General features: G+C 66.2%; 15 protein-coding genes and 1 tRNA gene. All 16 read left to right on the top strand.

The window, feature by feature from the left end; translation table 11 throughout:
• Nucleotides 1-22: 22 nt before the first annotated feature.
• On the top strand, nt 23-2,389 hold the full coding sequence (locus tag QUS11_02290) for a glycosyltransferase (protein MDM7992121.1): 2,367 nt from the start codon (nt 23-25) through the stop codon (nt 2,387-2,389).
• A 51-nt stretch (nt 2,390-2,440) separates the two neighbouring features.
• A tRNA-Pro gene (locus tag QUS11_02285) sits at nt 2,441-2,517 on the top strand.
• 320 nt (nt 2,518-2,837) lie between these two features.
• On the top strand, nt 2,838-4,448 hold the full coding sequence (locus QUS11_02280; protein MDM7992120.1) for a M14 family zinc carboxypeptidase: 1,611 nt from the start codon (nt 2,838-2,840) through the stop codon (nt 4,446-4,448).
• An 11-nt stretch (nt 4,449-4,459) separates the two neighbouring features.
• On the top strand, nt 4,460-4,711 hold the full coding sequence (gene rpmA / locus QUS11_02275) for a 50S ribosomal protein L27 (GenBank protein ID MDM7992119.1): 252 nt from the start codon (nt 4,460-4,462) through the stop codon (nt 4,709-4,711).
• A 13-nt stretch (nt 4,712-4,724) separates the two neighbouring features.
• Nucleotides 4,725-6,008, top strand: a complete 1,284-nt coding sequence (gene hutI / locus QUS11_02270) for an imidazolonepropionase (protein ID MDM7992118.1) — start codon at nt 4,725-4,727, stop codon at nt 6,006-6,008.
• A complete protein-coding gene (locus QUS11_02265; protein ID MDM7992117.1) occupies nt 6,009-7,754 on the top strand; it encodes a tetratricopeptide repeat protein in 1,746 nt (581 codons plus the stop codon).
• A 63-nt stretch (nt 7,755-7,817) separates the two neighbouring features.
• A complete protein-coding gene (locus QUS11_02260; protein ID MDM7992116.1) occupies nt 7,818-8,657 on the top strand; it encodes a hypothetical protein in 840 nt (279 codons plus the stop codon).
• Nucleotides 8,629-9,996, top strand: coding sequence for a phosphomannomutase/phosphoglucomutase (locus tag QUS11_02255; protein ID MDM7992115.1), 1,368 nt, complete (start codon nt 8,629-8,631; stop codon nt 9,994-9,996). The genes QUS11_02260 and QUS11_02255 overlap by 29 nt, the downstream gene beginning before the upstream one ends.
• Nucleotides 9,968-10,960: an AAA family ATPase gene (locus tag QUS11_02250; protein ID MDM7992114.1), complete on the top strand. Its 993-nt coding sequence runs from the start codon at nt 9,968-9,970 to the stop codon at nt 10,958-10,960. The genes QUS11_02255 and QUS11_02250 overlap by 29 nt, the downstream gene beginning before the upstream one ends.
• Before the next feature lie 9 nt (nt 10,961-10,969).
• On the top strand, nt 10,970-11,854 hold the full coding sequence (locus QUS11_02245; protein ID MDM7992113.1) for a DUF58 domain-containing protein: 885 nt from the start codon (nt 10,970-10,972) through the stop codon (nt 11,852-11,854).
• A 59-nt stretch (nt 11,855-11,913) separates the two neighbouring features.
• Entirely contained in the window at nt 11,914-12,705 is a 792-nt protein-coding gene (locus QUS11_02240) for a hypothetical protein (protein MDM7992112.1), read from the top strand.
• A complete protein-coding gene (locus QUS11_02235; GenBank protein ID MDM7992111.1) occupies nt 12,702-13,631 on the top strand; it encodes a VWA domain-containing protein in 930 nt (309 codons plus the stop codon). The genes QUS11_02240 and QUS11_02235 overlap by 4 nt, the downstream gene beginning before the upstream one ends.
• Nucleotides 13,631-14,611 (top strand): VWA domain-containing protein, encoded by a 981-nt coding sequence (locus QUS11_02230; GenBank protein MDM7992110.1) that lies wholly within the window; start codon nt 13,631-13,633, stop codon nt 14,609-14,611. Before QUS11_02235 ends, QUS11_02230 begins: the two co-directional genes overlap by 1 nt.
• Nucleotides 14,608-15,240: a hypothetical protein gene (locus tag QUS11_02225; protein MDM7992109.1), complete on the top strand. Its 633-nt coding sequence runs from the start codon at nt 14,608-14,610 to the stop codon at nt 15,238-15,240. The genes QUS11_02230 and QUS11_02225 overlap by 4 nt, the downstream gene beginning before the upstream one ends.
• A gap of 29 nt (nt 15,241-15,269) precedes the next feature.
• Entirely contained in the window at nt 15,270-16,811 is a 1,542-nt protein-coding gene (locus tag QUS11_02220) for a hypothetical protein (protein MDM7992108.1), read from the top strand.
• A 132-nt stretch (nt 16,812-16,943) separates the two neighbouring features.
• Nucleotides 16,944-18,582 (top strand): T9SS type A sorting domain-containing protein (locus QUS11_02215; GenBank protein MDM7992107.1); only part of this gene is annotated, 1,639 nt, incomplete at its 3' end.

Raw genomic sequence — 18,582 nt, 5'->3', positions numbered from 1 at the left:
CAGCAGAGGGGAGGAGGCCGCGGTGCCCAGGTGCGACATGCACGTTCACTCCATGTACTCCCGCGCCACGGGATACTGGTTCCTCAGGGCGCTGCAGGCCCCAGAGAGCTTCACGCCGCCCGAGCTCCTGTACGAGAAGGCCCGCGACAGGGGCATGGACTTCGTCACGATAACCGACATCAACACCATCGAAGGCGTGATGAGGATCATCGACCTGCCCGGCACGTTCACCGGCGAGGAGATCAGAACCTTCCTCCACGGCAGCAGGGCGGCCGTCCACATCCTGGCCTACGGCTTCGACCCGGCCGACCACGACGAGATGTCCAGGCTGCGCGAGAGCTTCGAGGACCTGACGGATTTCCTCTCCGACAGGGGCATCCCCTTCGCCCTGGCCCACCCGTTCCATTCCGAGGGACCCTCCCCGGCCTATGCCGAGCTGGCCCTGGCCATGAGAAGATGTCCGCTCGTCGAGGCCCTGAACGGAAGCAGGCTGGCGGCCGAGAACGCGATGGTGGCACCGTCGGTCGGGATCGTCAGGGGTGATCCGGGATTCGCGGGCTTCATCGGCGGTTCGGACGACCGCTGCGGGCGCTTCATCGGCAACGCCTTCACCGCCGTTCCCCGGGCCGCGACGGCGGGTGAGTTCCTGAAGGAGGTGGCCTCGGGGAGGGGAGCGCCCGGCGGCGCATCCGGTTCGGCGATACGGTCGGCCTACTCCACCTATTCCATCGCCTACTCCTTCTACAGGGAGAGGCTCCAGGCACAGAAGCTGCCGCTCTTCGCCTCGGCCGCGGCCGACAGGATGTTCGGACCCGGGAGGCCCGAGCCTCCCACCCTGTGGCAGAAGGCCGACCTGGCCCTGCATTCGCTCTATCACCGGACCCTCTCCTCACCCGACCCGGGCCCGGAGAGCTTCCTGCTCGAGGAGCTGCTCGAGATCGGCAAGGACCTCTGGGCGAGGGGCGAGCCCAGGGGCGAGGACATCGACGAACGTACGTTCCGCATCTTCAGCAACACGACGAACCGTCTCATCGACCGCCTCTCCGGCCTGTTGTTCCGCCGCATAACAGACGGCAAGTTCCTCGAGGCGTTCGAGGCGGTTTCGGCCCTGATCCCCGTGCTGCTGCTGAACGCGCCCTACCCGATGTCGTTCTTCAACATGCGGCGGGGCAGGAGGGCTGCCGCCGAGTTCGCGGCAGGCACCCCGGGATGCTCCCCGCCTCCGTCCAGCGGAGCAAGGGCCTGGTTCACCGATACCATAGACGACCTGAACGGGGTCTCCAGGACCCTGCAGAAGTTCAGCCGCCTGGCCTTCGACTCGGGACGGAAGCTCGCGGTGATAGCCAGCCAGGAACGGCCCCTGTCCTTCGAGGGGTGGGTAGTGAACTTCCCGCCGGTGCGCGAGTTCCCCGTGCCGGACTACGAGTCGAAGATGCTCGCCATCCCGCCCTTCCTCGACCTCCTGCGGTTCGTCGAGGACAACGACTTCGAGGCGCTGTACATCTCCACGCCGGGGCCGGTGGGCCTCTCGGCCCTGCTCATATCCAAGCTCCTCGGGATCCCGTCCTTCGGCATCTACCACACCGACCTGCCGCGGCACGTGAACCAGATATCCCGCGACGGGCACATGGGCGAGTTCGCAGCCACGGCCATGGGCTGGTTCTACTCCGCCACCGACCATGTGATGGTCCCCAGCCGCTACTACATGGAGGAGCTGGACAAGCTGGGAGTGCCCAGACAGAAGATGACGATCTTCCCCAGAGGGATAGACACGGGAGCCTTCTCGCCGTCCTGGCGGGATCCCGGCTTCTTCGGGCGCTTCGGAGCCTCGGAGGGTTCGGTGCGCCTGGTCTACGTGGGAAGGGTGTCGCGCGAGAAGGATCTGGACGTGCTGGCCGAGGCCTTCCTAGCCGCCAGGGCGGAGTTCCCGGATATCGAGCTGTTCATCGTCGGCGACGGGCCCTATCTGGCCGAGCTCACGCTCGGGCTGAGCGGGAGAGGCTGCCACTTCTGCGGCATCCTCAGGGGCGATGACCTGTCCAGGGCCTATGCCTCGGCCGACGTCTTCGTCTTCCCGAGCACCACCGACACCTTCGGGAACGTGGTCCTCGAAGCCGCCGCATCCGGGGTGCCGTCCATCGTCACGGACATGGGCGGGCCCATGGAGATCATCGAGCCGGGCGTCTCGGGCGTGGTCGCCCGTGGCCGCGACGTCGAGGGATTCGCCTCGGCGATCCTCGCCATGGCCCGCGATGCATCCCTCCGGAAGGGGATGGGGGAGGCCGCGAGGCGCAGGGCCATGGAGAGGACGTGGGAGAAGGCCTTCGACGCCGTATGGGACGCCATGCCGGAGCCCGGCGCGGGCGCTGGCGGCGGTTCGGGATCATAGGACCCCTGTCCGGCTTGAATGATCGGACTCCAGGACGTAGAATGTGGCGATCGGGGCGTGGCGCAGCCCGGTAGCGCACCTGCTTTGGGAGCAGGGGGTCGCCGGTTCGAATCCGGCCGCCCCGACCACCTCGCCCGCGTCGCGGGCGAGGCGGAAGCGACAGTGACTTTGCGAAGCAAAGTCGCGAGAGCGATCCAGCCGGAAGCTGGCTGCACGCGCACTCGCTGTTCGCTTGTTCCTGCGCCTGCAGGAACAAGCAGGCCCGGCAGTTGCCCGCCACTTCCCGGATCCACCTGCGTGGCGGGCAATGAGAGGGCCGAAGCGTACTTCTTCAGACGCTACCCTGCGATTTCGCGGAGCGAAATCGCCGTGTTGACTTGCACGACATCCCGGGCGATTTTATACCAGTCTATCCAGAATACACCCATCCCAACCCGGGAGCGATGCAATGCGTTTCCTGCCCCTGCTCTTCCTGCTGTTCCAGGCCGCATACTCCGAACCAAGCGCCTACCACTCGGTATGGATCGCCCCCGTCGGCCCGGCAGACATCCGTGCACTCGAGGCAGCGGGATTCGACATAGAGTCGGTGCGCGACTCCCGCGCGCGCATCTACGTCGATGCCGACGGCGAGGCTCTCCTGTTCCGCATGGGCTTCATGCCCGCGGCTGTGTCCCAGCCCGAGCCCCTCGTCCCGTATCCGTCGCTCGCGGCAGTGAACGACACCCTGGAGGCCATAGTGGCGCGCAACCCCGGCATCTGCAGGCTCGAGAACATCGGCAGCAGCTACGGCGGCAGGCCAATCTACGCCGTGGTGGTCTCCGACAACGTGGCCACCGAGGAGATAGAGCCCGAGTTCCGCCTCATCGGCGCCATCCATGGGGACGAGAAGGCCGGCGGCATGGTGGCCCTCAACTTCCTCAGGAACCTGGCCGACAACGCCGACACGAGCCCGATGTGCGAATACGTGGTGGAGACGGCCGAGACCTGGGTGATCCCGGTCATGAACCCGGACGGCTACTTCTCCAACAGCCGCTACAACGGCAACGGCATCGACCTGAACCGCAACCTCAGCTACCACTGGCAGCCGGGTGCCGGCGGCGGATCGAGCCCGTTCTCGGAACCAGAGACCCAGCACCTCAGGGACATCACGATGACGGAATGGCCCGCCCAGACCTCCCTGCACAATCCGTTCTGCGCCAGCATGTCGCTGCACGGAGGGGAGGCCTGCTTCAACTACGTGTGGAACTACTCCTCGGCCGCCGTCCCCGACACGACCCTGATAGTCTCCATGGCGAACGACTACGCGGCCCTGTGCCAGGTTCCCGGATTCTGGGTGACCGAGGGCTGGGCCTGGTACGTGATCACCGGCGACGTGAACGACTGGAGCTACGGCGAATACGGCGGGATCGACCACACGGTAGAGGTTCACGGCGACAAGCAGTACACCGACTGGCCACTCCTTGCGTCGCAGCACTACATGGCGCTGCTCGACTTCTATGTGAACAGCACCTACGGATTCTGGGGCACCGTGACCAACAGCTACGGAACGCCTCTCGACGCTAACATCCAGGTCACCAGGACGGACGGTGCCGACAGCGAGCCGATGATGTTCTGCCGCAACGACGTCACCATGGGCGACTACGCCAAGCCGGCCCTCCCCGGAACCTACGACATCACGGCCACCGTATCCGGGTTCGCGCCCCAGACCGTGTCCGACGTGGTGCTCGGCTCCTCGGCGAGGGTCGAGGTCAGCTTCGTGTTCGACGCCACGGGCATCGGAGGCTCGACGCCCGGTGCAGGCTCCCTCGCCGTCTCCGCATCGGCAAATCCCTCCTCCGGGCCTGTCGCGCTCAGCTGCACGACAGGGCTTGAGGGAAGCCTCACAATCTTCGATATTACCGGCCGTTCGGTCTTCGCCGCCGATGTTCCGGCAGGCGGTGCCGATATCACATGGAACGGTACAACGGGGGAGGGCGCCCCGGTGCCGGCCGGAGTCTACATCGCCAGGCTCACTGACGGCAGCGGGACTGCATCCGCCAGACTCGTACGCCAGAACTAGGAAGGTACCTCATGGCTCACAAGAAATCCGGCTCCAGCTCCAGGAACGGCAGGGACACCGCTGGCCGCAGACTGGGCGTGAAGGCCCCCGCCGGCAGCTTCGTCACCGCCGGCACGATCATCCTCAGGCAGCGCGGTACTCCGATCCATCCCGGGACCAACGTCGGGATCGGTTCCGACGACACCCTGTTCGCCAAGGCGGACGGCGTGGTCAGGTTCCATACCATGAACAGCAGGAGGGTCGCTTCCGTACTCCCGGAGTGATGGGCAGGGCGTGTTGCCTGATGCCGATTTCCTGCTCGTACACGCGGGCCAGCTGATCACCGTGCCGGGCGGCCCCGCCGCCCGGCGCGGCGCAGACGCCCGCCTCCTCGGAATCGTGACGGACGGGGCCGCCGCCTGCCGTGGCGGCAGGATCGTCTGGACCGGCCCCACCGATGAACTCCGTTCCGCAGTCACAGCATCGCCATGCGCGGTGACCCTCGATGCGGGGGGCATGCTCGTCATGCCCGGCTTCGTGGATCCGCACACTCACCCCGTCTTCGCAGGCACTCGCGAGGCCGAGTATGCCATGCGCGCCGAAGGCAGGAGCTACCTGGAGATAGCCGGCGCCGGCGGCGGCATAGCCTCCACCATGAGGTCCACCCGCTCGGCCGGCAGGAAAACCCTTGCCGCCGCACTCGACAGGCACCTGGCCGACATGCTCAGGTTCGGCACCACGACCCTGGAGGCCAAGAGCGGGTACTCCCTCGACCTCGAAGGCGAGATCGCCGCGCTGGAGCTCCTGCGCGAGGCGTCCAGCTCATCGCACCAGACCATCGTGCCCACGTTCATGGGCCCCCATGCCGTACCCCCCGAGTACGAAGGCAGGCCCGACGACTACATCTCCTTCCTGATCTCGGAGGTCCTGCCCGTCGTCGCAGGGAGAAGGCTCGCCGTCTTCGCCGACATATTCTGCGAGCATGGCGCCTTCGATGCAGCCCAGAGCGAGAGATTCCTCGGAGCCGCCTCCGATGCGGGTCTGGGTCTGCGGATCCACGCGGACGAGTTCACGGCTTGCGGAGGGGCGGAACTCGCCGCCCGGATCGGCGCGGGCAGCGCAGACCACCTCCTGGCTGCGGCAGATGCCGGCGTGGCGGCTCTGGCCGCCTCGGGCACGACGGCCATCCTTCTGCCCGGCACTGCATTCAACCTGGGTCTTGCATTCCCGGACGGCCGGAGATTCCTCGACGCCGGCGCGGCGGTGGCCCTGGCCACCGACTTCAATCCGGGGAGCTGCTACTGCCCGTCCATGCCCTTCGTCATCAGCACCGCCGTATCGAGGTGCGGATTCACCGTCGAGGAGGCGCTCGTGGCCTCCACGGCCAACGCGGCCGCATCGCTCGGACTCGGCGGCCTGAAGGGCACCCTGGCACCGGGAGCCGACGCCGATTTCACCATCTGGGACCTGGACGACTACAGGGGGATACCCTATCACCTCGCCGCGCCCGATATTCTCTCGGTCCACACCTCGTCGAAACCCGCCTGGAACAGAGTGGACGGAAGGCTGGGCAGTCGATAGATGGCCGACATCTCCCTGAAGAAGAAGGCGCACGACCTGCTCCAGAAGGGCAAGCTGGACAGCGCCCTCCGCGTCTTCCAGGCGGTCCTGAAGGAGGACCCGGAGGAGGCTTCGGTCCACAACAGCGCGGGGGACGTGCTGCTCAAGCTCAAGCGCAAGGACGAGGCCCTGGTGCACTTCGCCAGGGCGTCCGAGCTCTACATGAAGGACGGGCTGCACATGGTGGCCCTGTCCGTGAGCAGGAAGGCCCTGAGGGCCGAACCGTCCTTCGCCTCGGCCCATTTCGTCATGGGCGCCTGCTTCGACGAGCAGAGCAAGCCCGATCAGGCGCGCCGCGAGTATGTCGCATTCCTGAAGAGCGCCACCGACAAGAACGATCCCATGGTCCTCACGGCCCTGACGGCGCTCGCCAGGCTGGATCCCGAGGACAGGAACTGGGTGCTCCGCCTGGCCAGGGTGGCCTTCGTGCAGAAGAAGGAGAGCATCCTCGACCGCTGCGTCTCCATGGCTGCAGAGAGGGGCTTCCCCGAGCACAAGAAGATGGTCAGCATGCTCGAGGAGCTCCGCCAGGAACTCAGGCCGAAGGAGACCGTCGAGGAGGAGATCAAGATAGAGCAGGTCGCCTTCGACTCGGGCGACATCATAGAGGCCGATGACGCGGAGGAGGAGCCCGAGGTCCCCCAGCGGAAGCGGATAGGGGAGTACTTCGTAGCCGACGGCCTCCTCAAAGCGAGCGACGTCCTCAGGGGTCTCGAGATCCAGCTCGCTTCGCGCGACCACAAGAGGCTCGGCGACGTGCTCGTGGACATGGGGCTGGTCTCCACCCGGCAGGTGCGCGAGGCGCTCTCCAAACAGGTGCTCGACATGAAGCAGCGCCTCGAGAAGCGCCCCGGCGACGCCCTCGGCTACGTGGAGCTGGGCAACCTCCTGCTCGATGTCAGCGACTTCTACGGCGCGGTCGAGGCATATCTGAAGGCGGCCGAGATATACAGGGCGACGGGCAGGGAGAAGATGGTCTTCGAGCTTCTCGAGGGCGTTCTCGACATCTGCCCAGAATCCCTGGCGGCGGCGCGCGAGCTGGTGCGCACCAGGACCTCTCTCGGCCCGGAGGGCCAGGCCCGATCGCTCTACAGGCTCGCCGTCGCGTACCTTCTCAACGACAGCCCTCACGAGGCCGTGGCCGCACTGGATGCGTCCGTACAGGCGGATCCCGACTTCACGATGGCCGTGACCCTGCTCGAGGGCGTGCGGCCCGGCCTGGCCGACGCCGACAACTACGCCGACATCGCGTCGATCCTGGCCGACATCGACCGCATGTTCGACTCCGATTCGGCCCGCGCCCTCGCGGCGCTGGTCAAGGAGTTCCAGGACGGCATCGAGGCCGCCGTCCCGTCCGACGACTACAACACCCACTACGACCTGGGCATAGCCTACAGGGAGATGGGGCTGCTCCGCGAGGCGGTGGACGAGTTCAGCCAGGTCCTGGCCAGCCCCGAACACCGCATCAAGGCCCGCGAGATGCTCGGCAGGTGCTACCTCAACATGGGCCGGTTCGACGAAGCGGAGGAGCACTTCCAGAAGGGGATGACCCTGGCCGGCAAGGATACCGTCGCCCTCGTCGGATTCCACCTCAACACCGCCCAGGTGTTCGAGGCCACGGGAAGGAAGCGGCAGGCGGAAGCCGAGAGGAAGGCGGCCGAGAAGCTGGACCCGGTCCTGGTGCGGATCCAGGCCCGTGTCGAGTAGGGGGGCGTCCCGGGCAGGAAGCCCGGAGCACCCCTTCACCGAATCCCCGGAGAAAGTGCCGCAATGATCGAGAGCGTCCCTTTCTGGCTCGCTGCTCTCCTGATCATCGGCGCCCTGTTCGCACTGGAGATCACGAGGCGCCGGCTGAACTCTGCCCGCAGGCGTAACGAAGCCCTCAGGCGCGATCTCGACGGAGCGCTCGCGGAACTCGATTCCGCGGCCAATCTGCGCTCGGAACTGCTGTCCAGGATAGGCCAGTCCCTCAAGAAACCGCTCGAGTCCATCCGGTCGGCGACGGAGGAGATATCCCGTCCGCTGGAATGCCCGGAATGGATGAAGGAGCAGCTCGGCCTCCTCTCCAAGGAGATCGACAACATAGGCAAGTTCATCGACCTGATCGGCGAGATAGTCACACTGGACAAGCTCTCGGGGAAGTCGGCCTCGCCGCCGCTCTCGGGCGGTGCGGTCACCGATCTCGAAGCCGTGCTCACGGACGTGGTGCAGGCATCCTCCGCCCGTCTGTCGGAGCGGGGCGTCTCGATGACTGTCGCCATGGACACGGGCGTGCTCGTGGCGGGTGACGAGGGATACCTGCGGCAGGCCTTCGATGCGATCGTCTCGGAGACGGAACGGTTCGCCGGAAGGGGCGGCATGGTCCATGTCGACCTGTCCGCAGGGGAGGGAACCGCCCGAGTTTCGCTCGACTATAGAGGCTCTGTGAACACGGAAGCATCGCCCTCCCTGCTGTCGCTGGAACTCGCGAGGCAGATAGTCGCCGGACACGGCGGCTGGATACAGGAGGCTGCGAAGAAGGGCCAGTTCACGATCGAGCTCCCCACCATCTCCGCTCCGCGAGGATCGCAGGGGGAACCGGATGAACAGAGAGATCTTCAGGAAGTATGACATCAGGGGCCTCTACCCGGAGGACCTCGACGACCTGACGGTCCGCACGATCGGATACGCCACGGGGATGCTGGCCGGCCACGGAGGCCTCCTGGCCATAGGTCGGGACTGCCGCCTCTCGGGAGGCGCTCTGTCCGGACAGCTCGCCATCGGCGCCGCATCCGCAGGTGCCCGGATAGTCGACCTCGGGGTGCAGACCACGCCCATGACCTATTTCGCGGCCTACACCGCGGGCCCCGACGCCACGGCCATGATCACCGGGAGCCACAACCCCCCGGAATACAACGGTTTCAAGCTGATGAAGGGCACTCATACCCTCTCCGGCGACGAGATCGCTGTACTGGCCGACTCCCGGGCCCCTCGGGAGTTCAGCGAACCGGCGATCGGGCGGATGGACGTCCTGGAACCCTACATGGACCGGCTCCGGGCGGAGTTCTGCCTGGAGAGATCGCTCAAGGTCGTGGTCGACGCGGGCAACGGCACGGGCGGCATGCCCGCCTGCAGGATCCTGGGTGAGCTGGGCTGCAGGGTAGTGCCTCTGTTCTGCGGGATGGACGGACGCTTCCCGAACCACCACCCGGATCCGACCGTCGAGGAGAACCTCGCGGTCCTGAAGGAGGCCGTGGTATCCGAGAAGGCCGACCTGGGGATAGCCTTCGACGGAGACGCCGACAGGCTGGGCGTGGTGGACGACCGCGGCCGGACGGTGTTCGGCGACAGGGTCCTCACCGTGCTCGCTCTTGCTCTCCTCGAGGACAATCCCGGCGCGACCGTCATCTCGGAGGTGAAGGCCTCGCGCATCTTCTACGATCTGGTCGAGGCCGCGGGCGGCAGGCCGGTGATGTCGGCGACGGGGCACTCCCTCATCAAGCAGAGGATGCTCGACGAGAACGCCCTCCTGGCCGGCGAGATGAGCGGGCACATCTTCTACCGCGACAGGTACTACGGGTTCGACGACGCCCTCTACGCCTCGCTCAGGCTCATCGAGACCATATCATCGAGCGGCGGCTCCATGTCCGACCTTCTGTCCGGCCTTCCCGAAGCTCACGCCACGCCCGAGATCAGGGAGGACTGCCCGGACAGGGACAAGTTCAGGATCGTAGACCTCGTCCGGGAGTCGATCTCGAGCCGCTTCCCGACCACCAGCATCGACGGGGTCAGAGTGGACTTCCCCGGGGGATGGGGCCTCATAAGGGCGTCCAACACCCAGCCTGTTCTCGTTATGCGCTTCGAGGCCTCCGAAGTTGGAGATCTGGCCCTGTACGAGCGGATCGTAAGGGACGAACTAGCCGAAGCCAGGAGGAAACTGGATGTCGAGGCAGAACATCGAGGATACTGAGAAGAGGATAGGAGAGCTCTCCCCGCGCATCGAGAGGCTCAAGGCCACTTTCTCGAGGGTCGTCGTGGGGCAGGAGGACTTCAGGCTCGGGCTGCTCACGGCCCTCTTCTGCGACGGCCACGTGCTCATCGAAGGCGTGCCGGGCCTGGCCAAGACCCTCGCTGCCAGAACCCTGGCTTCGTGTGTGAGCGCCTCCTTCTCCAGGATCCAGTTCACTCCGGACCTCCTCCCTGCCGACCTCACCGGCACCATGGTCTACCTCCCCGAGAAGGCCGTCTTCGAGGCCAGGAGAGGACCGGTCTTCGCCCAGATCCTTCTCGCCGACGAGATCAACAGGGCGCCGGCAAAGGTCCAGAGCGCCCTTCTCGAGGCGATGCAGGAACGGCAGGTCACCTTCGGGGGGAACACGCACCCTCTTCCCAGACCCTTCTTTGTCATGGCCACCCAGAATCCGATAGAGCAGGAGGGCACCTATCCGCTCCCGGAGGCCCAGATCGACCGGTTCCTCCTGAAGCTGCGGGTCGACTACCCCTCCCAGCAGGAGGAGCTGGAGATCATCTCCCGCATGGGCGCCTCGCAGCCGCCTTCGGCGGAGGAGGTCATGTCCCCCGCGGAGGTGATCGAGGTACAGAGGCTCGCCATGGACGTCACGGTCGAGAAGAGCGTGATGGAATACATCGTCAGGATAGTGGCCGCGACCCGGTTCCCCAAGCAGGCCGGCTTCTCCGAGCTGGCGGGCCTGATAAGCTTCGGGGCCAGCCCGAGGGCCTCGCTGGGCCTCCAGGCTGCTGCACGGGCCAGGGCCATGCTCGAGGGCCAGGGCTTCGTCACGCCCGACCATGTCAAGGACGTCGCCCCCGACGTACTGAGACACCGCATCATCCGCTCCTTCGAGGCCGAAGCCGAGGAGGTCGGCGTCGAGGAGATCATCGAGACGATCCTCGGCAGGGTCCCGGTCAAGTAGGTCGGAGTCGTGGAGAACGCCCATTCCCTCATCAAGAGGGTCAGGCGGATCGAGATCACGACCCGCCGACTCGTGGACCAGCTCATGGGGGGGGAGTACCGCTCCGCCTTCAGGGGCCGGGGCATGGAGTTCTCCGACATCAGGACCTACCAGGAGGGTGACGACCCCAGGCTGATCGAGTGGAACGTCACAGCCAGGACCGGGATCCCTCATGTGAAGCTGATGACTGAGGAGAGGGAGCTCCAGGTCGTGATACTGCTCGACCTCTCCGGGAGTCTCAGGTTCGGCTCGATGAATCTGACGAAGGAGGAGCGCGTCGCGGAGACTGCCGCCCTGCTGGCACTCGCGGCGGTTCGGACGGGGGACAGGATAGGCATGCTCTCCTTCGCGGGCGACGTGGTCGACTACATACCTCCCGACAAGGGAAGGAACCACGCGCTTGCCGTCGTCCAGAAGGTGCTCTCCTCGAAGGGCAGGCAGGAGGAGGCGGACATCGACAGGGCCCTCGCCTACCTGGGCAGGGTGATCCATCGCAAGGCTCTCCTGTTCGTGATAAGCGACTTCAGGTTCAAGCGAGCCTCCAGGCTCCTCGGGGCTGCATCGAGGAGGCACGACCTGGTGGGCATCCACGTCTTCGACCCGCGCGAGGTCAGCATGCCGGACATCGGCCTCGTCCGCTTCAGGGATCCCGAAACGGGCGCCACCCGGGTGGTCGACACCGGATCGCCATCGTGGCGGAAGTCCTTCTCGTCCATGGTCGCCCAGATCAATGCCCAGCGGGAGGCCCTCTCAAGGACATGCGGCTTCGATCTCGTTAGCATCTCGACATCCGACGACCTCGTCCTCCCTCTCCGGAGGTTCTTCGAGCTCAGACGCAGGAGGCGCAGGCACTGATCCGTCCAGCGGCAGCACTTCTCTCCGCCGCCGGGATCGCAGCCGGCGCAGGCCTCGGGGTGCCGGTGAGGGCTCCCTACGACTTCCCGTCCGGCGCGACCCTGCAGCCGCTCGAGTCCACGGAGGACTGGACCGTCCTGTCCTCCGACTCGACGGGTTTCCTCATCGTCCCGCTCGCGCTCGACACGCTGGCTCTTCCCGCTCTCGCAGCGGTCGTGGATCCGGGGCCGGGAGGCGCTCCGGAGACGCTCATGGTCGCACCGCCCGTCCTCGTGGTGGACAGGACGATGCCGGACACATCGTACGTCGCCGAGGTGTTCATCGCCCCTCTCGCCATGGACATCCCTCCGGGCTTCCCGTCCGACTATCTGGATCGTCTGGCGTTCTGGGCCCTGTGGAGCGAGGCTCCTCCGGGATTCCCCTGGCTGCCCGTCGGCGCCGGAGCCGCCGTGCTCGCGGCCCTGGCCGCATGGTTCGCGCGGAGGAGGAGGCGTTCCGAGGCCCCCGTCCGCACCGGGCCTGTTCTGTCCGGGGATGGATTCGCCGAGGCGGTCCTCGCCCTGCTCGATAGCCCGTATCTCGCTTCCGGCGACTACATGGCGCTGTACAGGGAGCTGGACCTCCTTCTCAGGAAGCTCCTGGGGATGCGCTCGGGCCGCGACCTCCACGCCCTCACCCACAGGCAGATAAGGAAGGCGCTCGCAGGCGACTCCGGAATCGTGACGATACTAGAAGGGTCGGAGGATCTGGTCCGCGAGATCGGACTCCAGAGATATGCCGGCTGGGGCTCCACCCGCGAGAAGGCCCAGTCCGACATCAGGAAGCTCGCATCGCTCGGGGGCGGGAAATGACCCGGCTGGAGCTCTGGCCCGTCCTTATGGCCTTCCTCGTCTTCCTGGCCATCCATCTGGCCTCGACCCGGAGGTCGCGGGGCCCCGCACAGTGCTACACGGGCCCGTTCGACACGGGGAAGGCCGCATCGTCGACATTCCCGCTGCGTCTGCCGACCCTCGCGGGTCTCCTGCTGCTGGCGGTGGCGGCATCCCGCCCGCAGAACGGGTTCGAGAGGCTGCCCGACGCAGGTGAGGGCGTCGATCTCATCATCACGCTGGACGTCTCCACGAGCATGCTGGAGCAGGACTACGCCCCGAACAGGCTCGAAGCCGCAAAGGATGCGGCACTGACGTTCATCGAGGGGCGCCCGACGGACAGGGTGGGCCTTGTGATCTACGCCGCCGAGCCTCTGGCCCTGTGCCCCCCGACCCTCGACCACGGCACGCTGTCACGGTTCATCGACAAGGCGGGCATAGGCACCCTAGAGGATGGCACCGCGATAGGAGCGGGCCTGGCGGTCGCAGCCCGTGAGCTCGAGGGCTCGCAGACCTCGCGGAGGGTCATCGTCCTGCTTTCCGACGGCATGGAGAACGCCGGGACGGTGGATCCCATCCAGGTGGCGCAGGCCATCAGGACGCTGCACGGCGACAGCCTGAGGGTGTACACGGTGGCCATAGGCACCGGATCGAGCAGTTATGGGGTGGACACGGAGACGCTCTCGAGCATCGCCTCCATCACCGGCGGCAGGCTCTTCGACGCGGGCAGCCCGTCCGACCTCGCCGACGTGTACGCCGCCATCGACTCCCTCGAGGCATCCACGCTGCCCCCGGAGGGTCTGTTCGTCTACAAGGACATCTACATGCCCTTCCTCGTCGCAGGCTCGATCCTGCTGGCACTCGGCGAAATCCTCCGGTGGAGGCTCAGGAAGGTGGCGGGCGACTGATGTCCTTCGAGAGACCTTTCCTCCTCCTGTTCGCGCTCGCCGCCCCGTTGTGGTGGTGGCTCCGCTCGAGGTGGCTCGAATCAGAGAACAAGCGCCTGCGCGAGTTCGTGAGGCCCGCCCTGTGGGGGAGGGTGGAGATCTGCCCGCCGCCCGCGCGCATCGCATCGAGGATCCTCTGGTGCATCACGGCTGCGCTGCTGGCAGCAGCCTCGGCCGGCCCGCTCTGGGGAGGCGTGGAGGCATCGATCCCGGCCGGAGGTGACAACGTCTCCCTGGCACTCGACGTCTCCTCGTCGATGTCCTCGATGGACGAGACGCCATCCAGACTCGGGAGGGCCTCGGCAGAGATCCTGGGCCTCATGGACAGATTCCCGGGAGTCAGGTTCAGCCTCGTCCTCTTCTCGTCCCAGGCAAGGCTGGCCGTCCCGGGCACCCTGGACAGGGAATTCCTGGCATCCCGGCTCCCCGCGGGCGTCTGGGGCGACAACGCACTGCCGGCCGGCACCGAGCTGGGCACCCTCGTCGATGCGATGTCGGCCTCTCTGCCCGAGGAGGACCTCGAGACCAGGATAGGGATCATCTTCAGCGACGGGGGCTTCCACGACTTCTCCGTGGAGAGGTCGGTGGAGGCGGCGCGGGAGGCCGGGCTCACCATAGTGACGGTGGGGCTGGGCGGGCTCGATTCGATACCCCTCCCCGACGGCACGGGCGGCTTCAGGACGACTGGCGGCGACACGGTGCGGACGGCCCTGTGCGAGGAGCCTCTCAGGGACCTGGCAGAGAGGACCGGGGGATTCTACGTCAGATTGTCCCAGACCGACGACTTCCCGGCGCTCGTGAGCGAACTCCTTTCGGGGGAGAGGGCCCGGATGGCCGCAAGGGTGGCCGGCGGTTCCGGCGGCCGCAGGTTCCATCTGTTCCTCGCGGGCGGGCTCGTACTCGCCTGTGTCGCACTCACCCTGGAGGCCAGGGGCAGATGATCGCGATGCTGCTGCCGCTCCTGCAGATCCTCCCCGCCCAGCCGGCGGTCGAACCTCTGAGGGACATCTACGAAAGGGCCGTATCGGCATATGCGGGCGGAAGGTTCGAGGAAGCGGGGGAGTGCTTCGAGGAACTGACGGAACGCATGCCCGGGTTCGAACGCGCCCCGTACGACCTTGCGGCGACTCTCTTCATGCTGGGTGACTATGTGCGCGCCGATTCTATCCTGTCGACGCTTTCCGGCTGCGCCGGCCCCGACACTCTCGAATCCGCCAGGGCAGCCGCACTGCTCGCAGCGTCCGTTGCGGGAGAGGACAGAGCCGGGGTCGAGAGAGCCGCCGGGATGCTCAAGGATCTGCTGGGAGACGGGGAATTCCCTGAATGCGACGCGCACAACCTGGAGGCCGCGCTCAACTGGCTGGACGATCATCCGCCGCAGGACCAGCAGGATCAGGAAGACCAGCAGGACCAGCAGGATCAGGAAGAGCAGCAGGACCAGCAGGACCAGGAAGAGCAGCAGGATCAGCAGGACTCCGTCAATCCGGAGACAGGGATGACCGAGGAGCAGGCCCGGCTGCTGCTCGACCTCGTCCAGGAGGCTTCGCCCTCCGACAGCCTGCGGGGATAGCCCGCCGGCACCGCGGGAGGTCCGGACTGGTGATCCCGGGGCTCCTCCTGAGCGCCTGTCTCCTCGGACAGCCTTCGATCGTGGTCGAACACCCCGATTCCATGGAAGCCGGATCGACCTTCACGTTCTCGCTCTCCTCCAACGACCCGTCCTGCACGTCCCTCTCGACGCAGCCGGTGTTCTCCGACGGGCTGGCATTCCTCTCGAGCCGCTCCATGCGGAGCACCAGGTCCGTGAACGGTGTCACCGAGTCACTGTGCAGGCTGGAACTCATCTTCCAGACATACCAGGGCTTCGAGGGTCCGCAGAGCATAGGTCCCATGATCGTGATCCTCGGCGGCGGCGGGGTGTTCCGCATGCCTGCGGAGAGCATCCTCGTCATTCCCGTCGGAGGGATGCGGTCCTCAGGAGGGGCACCCTACGGGAAGCCGCTCGCGATAATGACCGTGGTGGAGGCCGAGCGCATCTACCCCGGTGTTCCCTTCGACGTGGACTACTACCTGGTGTCACGGCTGATGGTGAAGAGCGTGGAAACGGGGTGGGGGCCTCCGGAGAACGGGACCGCAAGGCTGGTGTCGTCACCGGAGACCCTCGTATGGCGCGTCATGGATGACGGCGCCAGGCGCAGCCGCCTCAACACCCTCGAGGTGACCGCAGCCTCGGATGGTGAGGTGCGCCTTCCCGTGATGTCGGCGAACGTGTACGAGGCGGGGGAGATGTTCTTCGGCGACGGCCCCATCCACACGGTAACCGGAGACACCATGCGCATCGATGTGACTCCGTTCCCGTCGGACGGGATGCCTCTGGGTTTCGCCGGTGTGGCCGACAGCGTCGGCCTGCGCCTCGTCGACACCTCCAGGAGCGGATGCGACAGGCTGCTGCTCCTCGAGGCGACCGGCCCGGGAACGCGCTCCATGCGTTCGATGCCCATCCCTCGTGTCGAGGGTCCGGCGACCGTCACCCCGATCGGCGATCCCTCCATGTCGGGCGATACCCTCAGGCAGAGGTTCCTCCTCGTCCAGACCGACTCGGGAACGGTTTCGGCGGGCGGGGACAGCCTGCCCTGGTTCGACACCGGCAGCCTAGAGTACAGGTACGCCACGATCCCCGCCTGCTCGGTCCACGTCGACTACATGCCCCCCGAATGCGACGCGGCGGTTTCCGCCGGGATGGATCGGCCCGACGATGGATCCGGACCAGTGATAATCCTCATAGCAGTGGCCTCGTGCACTGCCGCGCTCTCCCTGGTGCTGCTGCTCCGCAGCCGCCGCAGGAGCGACCCCTCTTCAGGCATCGAGGATGCGGGAGACGTCGAGGAGCTGCTCTCCGCCTTCGAGAGGGGGATCGCCGGAGTCCTCTCCTCGAGGAAACCCTTCCTGGCGAGGGACGAGGCCATCGAACTCCTCTGCGAGAGAGGGGCGCCACTCATGCTCCAGAGGCGCATCCAGAGGCTCTGGAAGGACCTGGAGCAGGCCCTGGCGGTGGGGGAGCCCGGCGGGGCGGCTCTCGACCGGCTGAGGTCCGAGTGCTCGGAGGTCCTCGCGGAGGCAGGGCGAGAGAGAAAGGGCTGACTATCTACAGGCCCCTTCCGTTGACATCTCTTCCGGAATGGAGGAAAATGTCGGTTCGATGGTATCCCTCATCAAAGCCGGGGTGGCTCGGAGGGTACCGATCGGGCGGTGAATCCGCCAGGGAGGGGAAGTATGACGTACCGACTGTCAGCAGTTCTGACAGCCGCAGTTCTGGCTCTCACGGCCGGAACCGCCGCAGCTAGCAGCGTCGACACGCCCGAGGGCGTAGTGGTACAGCCCAACTACGGATCGATACTAGCGTCGTCCCTCGTCAATCCGGACGATCCGACCTACATCCCGGGGCACCAGAACCCGCTCGAGGGTGTCCTGCCCCCCGCCAGGGACGATGAATACAGCACCCTTCCCTGGGAGGGCTCCGACTGGGGTCCTGACCATCTCATCTATTCCAGCAGCGCCGGAGTAGGCCAGTGCCAGGACTTCGACGTCGACGCGAGCACAGGCTATCTCTACGCCGCATTCGACACCTTCCACAGCACGGGCGACAGCATCTGGGTCTACCGCTCAACTGACCAAGGCGTAACCTGGTCTAGCTGGGGCGTGTGCACCAACACCGACGGAGAACTCGAGAACGCAAAGATCCGCGTCGTGACAGCCGGCGGCTACACCTGGGTATGCGTGCTCTGCCTCTATGACGAGGCAAGCGGCGGCGACACCCTCTGGATGCGGAGATGGCGCACCGACGGCTCCAACGCCACATGGGAGCAGGTCGACGACGACGTCATCTTCGCCGACATGGACGGCGACATCGGCTCCTCGGGCTATCTCTACGTAACCTACGTTCCCAAAGATGCTTCTTACTACGACGTCTATGCCGCCCGCAACGCGCTCTCCGGCGCCGGCTGGGTCAACAACGTATCGCTGTTCGGTGACGCCGACACCCATCCGTACCCGGCCATCGCAGCCGGCACGGGCGGGGTCGTCTCGGTGGCCTTCATCGACACCAGGCTCACCACCAACGACGAGGTCAGGATCAAGCGCTCGACCAACTACGGTTCCTCCTGGCTCGACTCCCAGCAGGTCAGCAACAACTCCGGCGGCGCCAGCCTCGACGACCCCGACATCGCCCACGCCAGGGGAACGAGCGCCTGGATCTGCGTTTCGTTCGATTTCTCGAGCAGCGGCATCAACCTCGGCTACTACTACTCGACCAACTCCGGCGCGGCATGGACGTACGGCACCACGTTCCCGAACGTCGAAGACGAGTACGCCGGCTCCATGCGCGCATCCAAGGGCTCGGGCCACAACACGATCGCCTATAACGTCGACCCGGGTGACATAGTCAACTTCGCCTGGTCCAACGTCTCCGATCCCAGCGACTTCACGGATCCGGTCCAGATCAACGACCAGGCTGCCGTGAGCTGGGGGCCGACCGCCGGCTGGCTCACAGAGGGCTCCTTTTCGGCCGTCGAGTACACCAGGACTGACTACGACCTCTACTTCGACAGCTTCAACAACACGGGCATAGCCGACGGCGATGTCTCCACCGTCACAGGGCTCGGGGTCTCCCCGAACCCGTTCATGGACGTCGCGACCATCAGCTTCAGCCTCGACAACGGCGGCCCCGTCAGCATCGAGATCTTCGACATGAGCGGCAGGCTCGTCACGACTCTTGCCGAGGGTTCATCCTTCGCCTCCGGCAGCCATCAGGTCACCTGGAACGGCACCGCTTCCGGCGCACCCGTCCCGGGCGGCGTCTACATCTGCCGCATGACCTCCCAGGGCTCGACCCAGAGCGCAAGGATGGTCCTCG

This window comes from Candidatus Fermentibacter sp. (genome assembly GCA_030373045.1).
Classification (GTDB): domain Bacteria; phylum Fermentibacterota; class Fermentibacteria; order Fermentibacterales; family Fermentibacteraceae; genus Fermentibacter.
The sequence above is the reverse complement of the archived record's forward strand: the minus strand, read 5'-3'. Positions and strand labels throughout refer to the sequence as shown.